The sequence below is a fragment of the Luteipulveratus mongoliensis genome (assembly GCF_001190945.1).
In the GTDB taxonomy this organism is placed as follows: Bacteria; Actinomycetota; Actinomycetes; order Actinomycetales; family Dermatophilaceae; genus Luteipulveratus; species Luteipulveratus mongoliensis.
Genome location: NZ_CP011112.1, coordinates 5,007,017 through 5,020,301, shown reverse-complemented (window position 1 = coordinate 5,020,301; position 13,285 = coordinate 5,007,017). Strand labels below are relative to the sequence as shown.

Sequence of the window (13,285 nt, the reverse complement as noted above, 5' to 3'; positions counted from 1 at the left end):
TTCCCTCTTTTCTTGCCTTATGTTACGACGACACGACCGCTATGTCAATTCCTACTGGCCTTAAGCCGAGCAATTCCATTCGCTGCCTGTGCGAAAACGGAGCTCTCCGGTTGATTGCCATCAATGGTCACGGTCGTACGCGAATTGGTCAGCTCGACTATCAGGTCTGACGTAACACTGTCAAACATCTCCATACGTTTGACGGCGGCGTCATTAGCGTCATCATGCCTCGGGCTGCCGGATGTCGCGGCGACCGATGCGGCCCGTCGTCTCGAGATGCGCTCAAGACATACCGACTTCGGGGCGTCGATGTGTACCGCGACGAGACGATATTGTTCGGGAGCCAGAAGGGTGTCCAAGTAGGCGAGTTGCTCGACAGTCCGTGGAAATCCATCGAGCAACGGAATCAAGTGACGATTGGCAAGTCGGTTCATCTCCATTCTGACCTGGGATCGAATGAAGGACTCGTCGGCCAGCCCACCGGCCTCCATCCTTTGATCACGTCGACCCCGTCGCGCGATTGCTCCAGTGCTCACGATTCGGAACGTTGCGTCTGCCGAGACAAGAGCAGCTGCGAGTGTGCCTTTGCCTGCGCCTGGTCTGCCCACAATTGTGAGTGCGCTCGGTTGCCAAGTCATCCAGTCTCACCCGACCCTTCACATACTTGAGATTTGCCGAAGCGTTTCGTCGACAGTGCGCCAGTGGCGAGACCCCTCTCGTGTCGCAAGACACAGCGGAGGTCGCGGAACACTTGCTCGCCGCTGTATGGGACGGTTCCATTGTCCGACTTCGGTCGGCCCGCTACCCGGATCAGGGCATTTGAGGCTCGCAAGGCGACGCGCTACGTGCGCCCCGGATTGTCTCGTTCGAGAGCATGCGGTCATGCCCCGTAGTCTGCCTCGCAAGTCAGGTGATGCGGCCATTGGCGCCTATCCGAGCAACTTGTCTATGTTCGAAATAACGGCCGCGATCACGGTAGATGACGTGGCGTTACGTAACAGATTCTCACGTAACGTCCGAAGTCTCCCTTTAGCGCTTTCGGAAGACGTCAATTCGCTGGCGGAGACTTCTTCGGGCTCCTCGATGTCGGACGTTGCGTCTGGCTCAGGTTGAGGTAAGATATGTGGTTCTGAGTTCAGTGATTGCAGGAACAATTCAGAATTTCGAGCTGATCCCACGGCCCAAGCCAGCACCCTAAGGATTTCTGGATCGACTTGGCCTGTGCGATTCTCAACGTTTGCCTGGCCCGCGTTTAGCTGGCTTCCTTCGAAACGCCCTCCGGAAATATTGATGCTGTTGTCAATCATCAGGTGCTCCTCTCGAGTCTTTTCAATTTCAAACTGCCTCTGGAACGTGCTGAGTAACGTCTCGATGGAATCCTCCGGTTCGCATTTGGCCCGTATCGCACGCGCAATACGAAACCAGCTCGCCTCAAACGTGTGATCGCCCATCGCAGTACCTATCACCAGGGATGCTAGGTACTGGCGCTCGGTAGCGAGTTTGCTGAATACGTCTGCCAAGCGGCTGGCCGGAAGCCTCATCAGGCTTTGGGCGCAATCTCCAATTAGCCCAATCGATTCGAGCATCCTCCACGCGGACCTCATGCTGATGGCCGCTACGCCAGGTGGGACTAACCCCGGAACAAACCTCAGCTCAGGTCCGAGGTCTGCGCATACCATGGCGTCTAATGCAATAGCGTAACTTTTCGCCCATTGCTGCGTGAGTAAGCGAGATGTGTGTGTCGTCTTCCCACCCGCCACGTGTAGTCCGAGATTTTGGAGCTCTCGACCAATGAGCGCACCAATTAGTGGTCGACCTCTTAGGGCAAGTGGAACAGAGATGATCTGTTCCACTTGCCATGCAGATGGTGGCGCGTCGAAGAGCGCTTTTATAAGATCCGAACCATCCTGAGTGGCGCTGGCATTCCACCACTGCGCGATCGCGGCCGACGTGCTCCCAAGCTTCTGGATCCAGCCTTCGTCGTAGATGCGAACGTGCTCCTCCAAGACGGGAGAGAACATAGGACTAAAAATTTCTCGGTCATTTGCATATTGCAACTTACGAGCGTGAAGATTGTCTAGCGGACTATCTTCTGGTCCTACAAACGCGATCATGGCTCTGTCGACAAGTGGGCGAAGGGTCCACAGCAAATCAGCTAGTTCTGATGACTCGTGGTGCACGGAGATAGGAATAAGAACAGGCTCAGGCGAAACGATCATTGCAAGGGTTAGCAGGCGGCCCAACTTGTCGACTGGAATGCGAGCATCGGTCGATATGGCGGCCAGTATCTCGTGGTCCAAGAAATGTGCAAAGATCCTCGGACTTGCCCGGTCGGCGACGATGCTCACTCTGCCAAGGCCGATGTCCGGAGGGCAATGTAGTCTCTAGCAATCTCCAACTTCTCGTTCAGGTAGCCTTCGATAGCTCCAGGTTGCGGCTGAGAGAAGCTGTCCGCGAAGAGCGATACTTCTTCGAGTGACTTCGTCGTGACGCCGAAGTCTAGAAGACGATACTTCACCTCATCCAAGCTACGATAATCAAGGATCGGTGCCTTAAATTCAATGCCGCTCTCTGCGAAGAGCAGCGTACTTATCGCGACCGCCGATTCGTCCTGTTCCATGTACATCGCGGACTGGTAGCCGCTAAATCCCGACACGACACAAGTAGCGCCCGTCTGGCGTGCGTAGACGATTGTTGCGCATTGCATCGCGAGTTGGTGTCCTAGGAGGATAAGGTTTGTTTCGTACGCCTTGAAGTCGCTCTCGAGATTCTCTAGGGCGATGCGTCTAAAAATTCCATGCGCTTTAACCCTGGCTTCTGATATCGAAGCATCTGCAAAGGCATGCCGCAATTCCATCGTTCGGTAGTTGCGTATTTCAGACGGAATGACCGCGCCGGTCTGAACCGTTACAAGGTCAACGGCTCGCCCCGCCGCCAATTCGAGGCATGCTGCGAGGGAGGAATCACGTCCTCCAGAATACATGATGATGCTTCTACTGGGATAGTTGCTAGCCATCATTTCGACCGCACCTTTCTGATGAGAACAATTGCGCGCTCTTGTCCTGGGTGAGACAGACGCTCACCATTCCCTGACCCTGGTGACTCCCCGCGCGCAGAGCCGGTCGTCCGATAGACACATGCGCGTACCAAGTGATCGTTGTCCTTGGTGGGTGTGAGCGCCAGTGTTCCGCGCATCATGAGCGTTCGCGCACGGAACTGCCACGCGATCGGTCATGGTGGAGACATGGTCTGGTCGAGCGCGCTGCACCGTGGTCGGCGCCCGATGCTTGACCGGCTCCCGGAGGTTGAGCGGAGTGGCAGGGTCGACATGAATGCTCGCGCCGGATGGCTGCTACGGATCAGTCGGTACGGTCTATCAGAAACCTCCGGCGCTGCGTTCGCAGCGGAGGTCGGCAGGACCCTGCGCAGCGGCGCGCGACGGCTGAGCGACTCGCAATTGACGGCCGCAGAGCATGGAGACCGTCCCGTCGGATCAGACCTGGTACGTGGCTACGAATTGGTTCTTGGTATGCCTGAGGGCGCTTTGGCCGGGCCATTGGAGATGGCCTCGCGCCACTGGGTCGGGTGGCCATGGCAGTTCGAGCAGGACCGGCCAGCGCCACGAGCGGAGGTGGACGGGCTTGTCCGCCACTTCTTCGACGCGGTCCCTAGCGACGCTCTCACCGGTGGCGATTGGCTTCACCTTGCCCGGGTTCTGACCCCGCCCACCGCAGCCCTTGGCGTACCGCCGCAGCTTCAATCGGCTTGGATTGCCCAGCTGGTCGATGAGCTGATGCGCTCCGTAGACCATGCGTACTTCCTTCGGATTGAGGCGCTATCGCGTCTAGTGGCCTTTCCTGACACCTGCGCTCTGGCCGAGGAAGCGATCATGCGCGCAGTGTCCGAGCCAGGCGCACAAGGCGTTGTCGATCCGCTGTCTGCACTAGGCGATTCCCAAGAGGACGAGGTCTTCGTCCGACTGATCGACCTGTTGTCACGTGCGACTGGTGCAGTGCGATTTGGTGCGGCGCTGGCATTGGTGGAGCCGCTGCACCAGGACCGACTGAGCCCACCACTAGTCCAGCGGCTCGCGGTTGCTCTCACAACTCTCGGCCAGGCAGAGCCGGCACCTGGCGACGATCTGCGCATGCTGGTCCGCCTCCTTCCGGAGGCATCTCGAACCGAGCTGCCGCCCGGGCTGCAGGTTGATGGTGTCCAAACGGTGGAGGTGGGCGCGGATGGTGAGGTAGCGCGCGAGACCACGCGATACGTCGAGGTGGTCAAACGCGCCACGCTTCCACATACCAAAGACGCCATGCTCGAGCGGCTGCTGTCGACCGCGATCACCAATACGAGTGCGGCGGACACCTTTCACGCACTTAGTCTGGTGGCCGCCAGCCCATACCGAGGAATCGTGAGCGCGGCTGCAGGAGAACTGATCTTGCAGGGCCGCGGTACGCGTGCCCTTGCTGCTGGGCGCTGTCGACTGATTGCCCGACTTGCCACCTCAGGTGAAGAGGACATCCTGAAACAGCTGCTCGAGCACCCCGACCCAATGGTCCGAAACGCTGCGCTTACCGGGTACGCCCACACGCCGAGAGGAATCCCCCATGAGGTGGATCTTGAGACCTTGATGAGGCACCCGACTACGGCGGATCGAGCGCTCTACGCGGCTGGCATGTCGCAGCACCGGGCGCTGGACCGACTAGAACTGCTCAGCGACGACCACACGATCATCACGAAGTGGTGGCGCAGGCATGGCGGAGCTGTTCGCACGTGAGGCGCGGATTGAATAGCTGGGCGGATGAACAATGGGCTACATCCGCTCCATTGCTGGGTGGTCTTGGATGAGTGCGCGGCGCACTCTGTCGACGTCAGAGAGGCCGAGGCGTTGATAGGTGTCGAGCAGGTCAAGGAGCGCTGTCCGGGCGAGAGGGTCGCTTGCTTCGAGGCCGAGCATCGCGAGTCCTTCCCTGGCGCGGTAGCGGGTGTAGTCGGCGTCGAGCTGTTGGCACTGGTGGATGGCTCGTTCGTAGGCTTCCTTCGCCGCGACGTGGTTACCGATGACCCGCTGCACGTCGCCTCCACGGCACTCGATGGTTGATGTCAGAAGGTCATCCCCGATGTCTTCGGCGAGCGTGTACGCGGCCCGCAAGGTCTCGATGGCAGCAGTGTGATCGTCACGCAAGGCGTGCGCCCAGGCGAGTCCGGCCAGCGCGACTCCCTGGTCGTGGAGGGCGCCGTGGTCCTCGTTGAGTGCGGCGGAGCTGGAGAGAGCGTCGACGGCGGCGTCGAGGTCCAGTCGCTCGATCTCGAGTTCTCCAAGATTTCCGAGCAGTCTGGCGCGTGAGATGGCGTCGTCGTCATCGATCAGTGCGATTGCCCGTCGGTATGCATGCGCAGCTGCGGCGAGGTTGCCGGTCTCCTTCTCAACGATGCCGAGATTGGCCAGAGACCGCATGCGCCCCGCCTTGTCTCCGACCGCTTCGAAGGTGCGTTGCGCAGCCGTCAGGTGGCGGCGTGCGGCTGAGTACCGCTGTGACGTGAACTCAACGACTCCTGCGAAGAGCTGCAGCCGTGCCCGAGTCGGGGTATCGGATGGATCCTCCTCCAACAGGCGTAGCCCACGGCGCACGTCTCGTCGCGCTTGAGTGACATGCCCCAGCCGGCGGTGCAGCTGAGCCTGACCGCAGCACAGACCGGCTTCTCGTTCGGTATGCCCAAGAGCGCGGGCGGATCGGCCCGCGGCGGTCGTGACCCGCAGCACCAGGTCGTAGTCGCCGAAGCGCTCGCCCGCCGAAACAGCCGCCTCGCCGAAGTCGACCAGAGCATGATGCATGCCTCGTGGGGCCAACGCGTCCGCGACGCTCACCATGTTCGTACGTTCGGCGCGCCACCACTCCACAGGGGATCTTCCGTCAACATGCGGACCATCAGTAGGAGCCACGGCTATGGCTTGTAATCGCTGGACGTACCAGGCCACGGCACGTTCCCAGGCTTCGGATCGTCTGCTGACAGGCAGGTCCTCCACGGCGCGCCGTCGGCCGAACGCGGCGACGAGATCGTGCATCGCCCATGACGTTTCGTCGACAGGTTGCAGGATGCTCTCGGCGACAAGAACCTCGGTATCCCCAGTCGACCGAGGATCCAGCACCTCGGTCAGCGCTGTTGGAACGGTCGCGGCTGGCCAGTCCGCTATGACGCCGAACAGATCTCTGGTGACCTCGGGCCAACGCCGATAGGACTCGCTCAGAGCATCCTCCACCCCGAGGAGCGTCGGTACGGATCTGAGCCGTTCCACATGATCGGTCACTGTCCAGTTAGCGCGGTCGTTCACGGCGGCGGCGATCGCAGCCAGCGTCAAGGGCAGACCGCCACTGAGGACGGCAAGCTCGGCGAGGTCCGACGTGGTCCGCTGGCCATGGCGGCCCGAACAACTGTCGGTCGAGCCATCCGGCTGGTGTGAGTCCTCAACCAGGGCCTGAAGCAGCGCCGTGCTGGCGTGCCCATCAAGGGGCTCGAGATGAATCGCCTCGAAGCCCGCAGGTCGTAGGCGTCGGCGGGACGTCACGATCACCGGAATGGTGGTCGGGAGCTGACTCACCCAGCGGATCTGATCAGTGCCCGTCACGTTGTCCAGTACCAGGACCGCCGGGCGCTCGCCGAGCGCGTTCACCAGCATCTCGACAAGGTCCCGAACCGTGCGTCGTCGGAGTGTCCCCGTGGAGGAGGGCTCTCCAGTGCTGGAGCGCAGCAGCTCTGCCAACATGGTGGTCGCACCGATCGAGTCCGCCTCGTCCGGGACCGCCATATAGAGCAATGACACCGGGGGTGCGTGTCGGGCTTCGAGTATCTGTCTGCCAGCCGCCAACGCCACGGTGGTTTTGCCGACACCTGGGAGCCCTGTAACGATGGCTCGGGCGGACGCAGCGACTGTGCCAACGGCATCAGTTCTGATCAGCAGCCCTGGACGAGGTGAAGCAGGACGAGCCTGCGGCAGAGCTTCTAGCCGGTCGGCAGCAGCGGCTTGCAGCTGACGAGCTCGCGTAGTCCACTGGACGGCCTCGGCCGGGTCCAGGTCAAGCGCGCTCAACAGCTCACCAAGTAGATCTAGGTCAAGCCGACGGCGACGAACGTTGAAACAGTTCCCGACGGTGCTCGGTCCAATCGTCTGCCAGCCGTGAGTCCCGGCACGGCGCGCCCGATCCCGCCGACGACTTGTGATCCGGCGCGCCAGCTCCCGAACCGACGGATCTCCCTGCCAGACCTTCAGCTGACGCAGGGCAGCGACAAACTCCGGCAGACTCCTGGCCTCTCCCGGCAGCGGTGCAGCGTCGACGCCCCCCACACATGAAGGTTAATCCCGATGAGGAGCCACCCCACCAGGTTCACGCATGACTAGGGCCGCGAGCTGTCCGAAATCGTCCGAGGTTCTTGGGCGCACGCCTTGACCCGCGACAGGCTTGGCCCGTTGTCAGAGCCAAGCGGCCGAGAGCGAGAGCGCGAGGCGGCAGAAGAAGCACCGACGCGTAAGGGGATCTCAAGGTGTTCGCAGACAAGAAGAGCCGCTACACGATGCGCCGTCGCACAATGTGCATCGGACTCGCGACCGGGTTAGGTCTCGCAGCCGGGCTGGCCGCATCGCCACCGCCAGCGTCGGCGGCCAGTAACACGCTCAGCGTCACGCAGCACTTGGGGGGAGGTGCCTGGTCGGTCGGCGCGCTCTCGAGCCGAACGAGCGCGATCAAGTCCATGTGCACGATCCAGAACTACGGCAGATGGGTGCCTCCGTACAGCTGGCAGTGGCTTCCAGTGTCCAGTCGCTGCATGAACTTTGGAAGCGGTGCGCAGGGCGGCCAGGTTCCGTCAGGGACAGCCCCCTGTTCCCCGGGCGAGTACTACGGGGAAGTGAGGATCTATAACGTGACGAATCCGAACGCCTTCAAGACCCAGTCGGTCGCACGTAAAACGACACCGGTCTACGACGTCGGGGCACATTGCTGACCCAAGAACGCACCGTTGGAAAGTCTGGGCTCCGGGGATGTCCCAGCACTGGGGAATGACAAAGGGAGAGTCTGATGAAGATTTTGAACAAGCGACTGAGCGCGATTCTGGTAACTGCTGCGGCTGCCAGCGGGTCTATCGGCGCAACGGGGGTCGCGACCGCACCATCGGCGTCGGCCGCAGACAGTGTCGCGTGCACCCAGGGAGTCGGGGTCGCGTCCGGACTGGTTGGAGACAACTTCTGGACGTACACACCCAACTACAACCTGCGCTGGAGCCACAGTGGGACAAAGGACCCATACATGCAGTGGCAGGTCAGGTGGTACAAGCCGACAACCGCGCCCGGCAAGGCGACCCTGTGCATCCGAAGCAACAAGGAAACGAGCCGCAGAACCGCCGTCTACTACTGGTCGATCTTCGACAAGCAGGGCGCCCCGGATCCTGGGATCCACAGTGCCAATATCGCCGCTCCAGCTGGCGGCGGATGGCGCGCCCAAGCGAGCCCAGTTCTGCCTGCCAATAAGGCGATCAGGTTCAGCGTCCGCCTCGTCCAGGCGAACGGAGCCGGAAGCGACACCTGGATCTGCCTGATGAACTTCACCAGCAACTCAGGCCCAACGAGAGCGTGCCCGATGCCCTGACGCGGTCGCAACAGCTCACTGATCGACCGGTCGCGGCTCAAGCCGCAGATCGCTCGCACTGCCACAGACCCGGATGACCGATGCCGGTCAAGGACCCACCCCTCAACCGGGTGGGTCCTTTTCGTCTGCGCCGCAGCGTCAGCGGCTGCCCGGTCACGCTCGCTGAACGCGCACCGGCTCGGTGACCAATGCGGTCACCAAGCCGGTGCGCCCCTCTGTTTGGTCACTCATCGTCCGACTGCGGAAATTTTGGACGAGGTCGGATCTGTTGATCCGCGTGCGTTGGAGAAGTTCTTCGTGTCGTTGATTTCTGAGTAACTGCTAGAACTCTTCGCTGTTGCGTTCGCGCCGCTTCCGGAGCGGAGTGTGGCTGTGTCCGGCGAGCAGCGGACCCTAAGTGGAGGCCGGCGGTGGGTCCACCTTTCCTGTCACGAACCTGCGTCGGTTTGCCCAACTGAGGTCCCTGATGTCCACATTGCTCTCCGCTGGCTCGTGATACCAGGGGTCGTCGCCTGGGGGTGCGATCTGGTTGAAAGTCTCTTGATCGAAGTCGGGAGACAGCTGCCAGTCGGGTTTCGTGCCGAGAATGGTGCGGACGGAGACGATCCGTGAAGCCAACACGGACAACGAGATCTCCTTCGCGTCAAGCAGCTCGCGGACGGGTGTGCGGAGGAGGTCAGGATCGTGACGCAGCACGAAGTGGATCTGGTAGCCGACTCCAAATCGCAGCTCTGCGTCATCCCCGCCCTGAAGATGCTCAACGACGCTCGTGGCGGCGCTCACGACAAGCCGAGCCGTCGTCTGGTTGAACCACGGCGGCGCATCATCCTGGTGGGTCCGCCTGACGGCGCTCCCGACTCGCTTCCAGGCCCGAATCTGTAGTGCCGCGTCCGCAAGTTGGTCAATCACGACCCCGAGGTCCTGTGATGCAGTGTCCTTTGGCAGTTCGGCCAGAAGGTCTGCGATCCAGATGAGCACCTGATCGAGGTGACTGAACGGAAGAGCGTCCTCGGACGGAAGGTGGTTCGCTATCGACGCGAGTGCTTTGGAAAGTTGAATTCGGCCCGCACCCATTGTCGGATGATGGTCAGGGTTGGCTCCCTTGCTCAAAACTAAGCCACGTCGGTCGCCTGTCGTCTCGAGGAGGAGTTTGGTCAGGTCGGCGGGCTCGCCAGCAGCCGCTGAGGTTACGGCTGCCTGAACGTCCGCATCACTGATGTCGTGGTCGAGGATGCCCATCGCAAAGTACCGGTCGAAGTATTCCTCGTGCTGGATGCTCTGCCGCCGCGGGCTTGCGTGCGTAGCGATCTGCCCCTCGACGTGCAGCTTCGGGAACAACGAGGTCAATAGCTCTCGAGCGACGTCCCGCTTGCCCAGCGGTACGAGCTCAAGGAGAGCATTGATGTCGAAAGGCTCGTACTCTAGGGGGCTCCCTGTGGACTTTATCTCGCCGATGTGACCCGAGATGAGTCTGTCCCTAAACATCGGGAGGGCGTTGAACAAGGATGGGAAACTGACGCGGACCAGGGTCAGGACCTGCACGTCCTCGTCGTCCACCTCGTCCGGCGGTAGGAGCGGGATGTGGTGATGCAGCTGGGCGATGTAGCGGTCGATCGCCCGAGGTGTGGTGAGGAGCGCAAGGAAGCAGTCGATGAGACCGCTGACCCGATAGCTCGGATCGTCTTCGCTGTACTGACGCAACACCCGCCCGAATCCGGCATTAAGTCGCGCGAGTTGCTGGTGTCGCAGGATCGGCGGCACGAAGAGCGGATACTGCACGATCTTCTCCATGAAGCGTTCGGCGGTCCCATCGTGAGGACTCACCGTGCTCGAGGCGGACATGCTCCGGTAGAGCGTCTCGTCGTCGTAGGCCAGTAGGTACTGAACCCCATCGAAGCGCCCCAGGAGGCGGACAACTTTTAGCAACGCCATGAGCTCATCGCTGTGAAGGCGATCGATGTCATCGACCACCACCAGGATCGGCAGCTTGAGCTCCTTCAACTTGTGAGCCGCCTTGTCGAAGGCCGACTGCCACGATGGGGCCTTTGTCAAGGCGTCGGCGGCCATCTTGACGCCCGCAGAGGCTGCGCCCCCCGCGACAGGGATAACGTTGGCCGCAGGAGCGGCCACTGCGGCTGTGATGGAGAGCGCGCGCCGAACGTTCTTTCCCCTCTTCCGCGGCAGTGCCTCGGCCAGCGCAGCGTAGAACTCCCCAAGGAGCCCTGAGATGTCGCTGGTCGCCCAGGGCGTAAATCGGGCAACCGCCCACTCACGATGGGCCGTCTGAAGTTCCTCGACGATCATGTTCACCAGCGAGGTCTTGCCGCTTCCCCACGGGCCGCTCAGACCGAACACTGCACTCGACCTAAATGACTGCGTCGAGTGGATCAGCTCGGCGGCGCGTTGCGCGTATGGGAGCCGGCCCAACGTGTCCTCTTCCCCAGAGAGGAGAGCATCATCGGTCCATACCGCATCAGTCATGACCACATCCTCCTGCCTGGCAGATCCGTGCGGAGCTGAACCGCAGATTGCAGGACAGAGGATGTGTTGCGATCAGCTACGCCGATACCCGTTGTTCTGGAGGAGGTCGCCCGGGTCGCAGGGTGCTAAGCCAGCCCTACCTTGCAGATCTCGGCGCTGAACCGGCCGGAGCTAGAACCCCAGCAGTTCGTGTGTGCCTGGGCCGCCCGCGGTCACATCGGTAACCCAAGCTCTCCTGTGAGGACGCGACGTCTCCGTACCCGCGTCACGAGCTCACTTGCGCCATCTACAGGCGGGAGTCTTTGCAGTGCTGACGGCGGCTCGGCTTCTGGGCTTCACTGGCTCGTCTTGCGGAAGTAGGCACGCATCGCGCGAGACCAACGTGTCGACCGGTCGGTAGATGATCGAGCGATCACGCTCCCGCATAATCGTTGCCCAGGCATTGTCGGTCGAGAGGACGTATCCGATCTCTGTTGATGATTGTTCGGATGTAGACGGCGAGAAAACTATGCGCTCAGGTGGAAGATAGGGGTGCATGACACTCTGGCGCACAGTGTCAGTGCTGAGATATACCGCGACGCAAGCAAGGCCGATACCTAGTGCGACCGCGTGGACAAGGCCGGGCAAGTCATCTTCGTCGGCGCTCTTGCGCGCGAAGTATGCGGCCGTCAACCCAGGAACCACGATCGCCACCATGAGATACCATCGGATGAGCATTGATTCGTCCACAACGAAGCCAGCAAGGAACAACAGGCCGAGCGCAACGCCGCCATAGGTGAGCGCGGCAACATCCTCGGATTTGGCCGCTGCACCAACGCTCCGTATCAAGCTGGCAACGATGCCGACGTTTATTAGAACTGGCCCCATATTCAGCAGCACGCCGGTCAGTAGGCTCATCGTCGGCGTGGAACGAAGCAGCGCCAGCGCGGTGGCAGGTTGATAGTGCGAGACGAGAAGGGTGTCGATAACAATCAATGACGCCGCTAGTAGTAGCCCTTTGTTGATCAGCGATCCTCTGAGGTTTTCAGCGACGGCCCAGATGGCACGTGTCTGCTGCTCCCGCGCAACCTGCGCATGGAGGCGCTGCTCTTCTCCTGGAGTCATGCCAGCTCTCATAGCTGTTTCTTAGCAGAGCCGTCAGACAGACGAGTCACGCCGAAGTCCTCACTCGATCACCAGTCCCAGGCTAGCCCGCTGTACAGCCCGCCATACAGGTCGTAGAACTCTGCCTGGACAGTTCGTTTGGGATCTAGCCCCAGCTGGTTGGTCGCCCGTGGAATGCCGGGCTGCTCCAGGGCAGTGAGACCGCTGTAGGACCAGACCACTGGAGGACATTCGCCCTGGAAGCGCGCCTCGAAGCGTGCGATTCGCACCGGTTCGTGGAAGGCCAGCCCTTCACCCATCAGCCAGAGCGGATCGCCTGGATCGCCCTTCATCACGAAGCGCAGATCGTACGTCCGTCCGCGTTGCATCGGCGCCGGGAGCCAGAACTGGTGGAGGTAGCCGTTCTCGACCTGGACAGTCTTCACGGTGACATCACCGACAGGTTCTGGGACCTCCTCGGCCGCCGTGCCCCACACGAGGTACTCCGCGCCGTCGAACGTCGCGAAGAACTGGTAGTGATGCCTCGTTTCGAGGAGTCGGCGATCCTGGACGAGCGTCGTGACCGCGACGGAGTGCTGGACGACGCCGTTGTGAGACTCCGGCACGCGCAACGGAATCGGCGACTTCGGCTACCAGCTGGATGAGCAGCCGATCGACGGCAGCGGCGTCGCGATCGGCAAGGGCGTCACGGCCGATGCCGGATGGCTTGGCAGCGACGTCGCGTCGATCTGGCAGCCGCACCATGCCCTCCGCGGCCGATGCAAGTCCATAGATCAGCAGCAGGAGCTCGGCGTCCTCGTCACGTAACGATCGGATCGCCGAGATCAGTCGCTCGCGCGCGATCGGCTCACGCTCTTCAGCGCCGCCAAGAGCGGCTCGAAGAGCGGTGCGTCGAGCCAGCCGGCGCGGGGAGTACCCGACCCCCTTGCGGAGATACAGAAGGTCACGTCGAACGTCTTCGGGTTCGTACGCCATGAATTCCCCCGACTGAGTCGGACGTAAGTGCCGCCTGGCTCCAATTCTGCTTGTCAGTCGCTCCAGTTCTTGTGCTTCCG

9 protein-coding genes are annotated in these 13,285 nt (G+C 61.5%); 2 read left to right on the top strand and 7 right to left on the bottom strand.

Annotated elements, in window-relative coordinates:
• Window positions 1-44: 44 nt before the first annotated feature.
• The 3 genes from VV02_RS27495 to VV02_RS26575 all read right to left on the bottom strand — a co-directional run bounded on the left by VV02_RS27495 (window position 45) and on the right by VV02_RS26575 (window position 3,019).
• Window positions 45-638, bottom strand: coding sequence for a nucleoside monophosphate kinase (locus VV02_RS27495; RefSeq protein WP_083450399.1), 594 nt, complete (start codon window positions 636-638; stop codon window positions 45-47).
• Window positions 639-929: 291 nt separating this feature from the next.
• Window positions 930-2,348 (bottom strand): hypothetical protein, encoded by a 1,419-nt coding sequence (locus VV02_RS26580; RefSeq protein WP_157063529.1) that lies wholly within the window; start codon window positions 2,346-2,348, stop codon window positions 930-932.
• Window positions 2,345-3,019: a hypothetical protein gene (locus tag VV02_RS26575; protein WP_157063528.1), complete on the bottom strand. Its 675-nt coding sequence runs from the start codon at window positions 3,017-3,019 to the stop codon at window positions 2,345-2,347. Before VV02_RS26575 ends, VV02_RS26580 begins: the two co-directional genes overlap by 4 nt.
• Before the next feature lie 225 nt (window positions 3,020-3,244).
• Here VV02_RS26575 and VV02_RS23945 point away from each other — a divergent pair, with 225 nt between their 5' ends.
• On the top strand, window positions 3,245-4,780 hold the full coding sequence (locus VV02_RS23945) for a hypothetical protein (protein ID WP_052595739.1): 1,536 nt from the start codon (window positions 3,245-3,247) through the stop codon (window positions 4,778-4,780).
• A gap of 36 nt (window positions 4,781-4,816) precedes the next feature.
• Here the strand turns inward: VV02_RS23945 and VV02_RS23940 are convergent, their stop codons facing one another.
• Window positions 4,817-7,348: an AAA family ATPase gene (locus tag VV02_RS23940; RefSeq protein ID WP_157063527.1), complete on the bottom strand. Its 2,532-nt coding sequence runs from the start codon at window positions 7,346-7,348 to the stop codon at window positions 4,817-4,819.
• Between the two features lie 730 nt (window positions 7,349-8,078).
• Here VV02_RS23940 and VV02_RS26570 point away from each other — a divergent pair.
• A complete protein-coding gene (locus tag VV02_RS26570; protein WP_157063526.1) occupies window positions 8,079-8,645 on the top strand; it encodes a hypothetical protein in 567 nt (188 codons plus the stop codon).
• Window positions 8,646-9,038: 393 nt separating this feature from the next.
• Here the strand turns inward: VV02_RS26570 and VV02_RS23925 are convergent, their stop codons facing one another.
• From VV02_RS23925 to VV02_RS23915, 3 genes are all read right to left on the bottom strand, one after another.
• Entirely contained in the window at window positions 9,039-11,126 is a 2,088-nt protein-coding gene (locus VV02_RS23925) for a KAP family NTPase (protein WP_157063525.1), read from the bottom strand.
• 273 nt (window positions 11,127-11,399) lie between these two features.
• Window positions 11,400-12,230, bottom strand: a complete 831-nt coding sequence (locus tag VV02_RS23920; protein WP_052595727.1) for a hypothetical protein — start codon at window positions 12,228-12,230, stop codon at window positions 11,400-11,402.
• A gap of 68 nt (window positions 12,231-12,298) precedes the next feature.
• Entirely contained in the window at window positions 12,299-12,835 is a 537-nt protein-coding gene (locus tag VV02_RS23915) for a hypothetical protein (RefSeq protein WP_052595725.1), read from the bottom strand.
• Window positions 12,836-13,285: the final 450 nt, after the last annotated feature.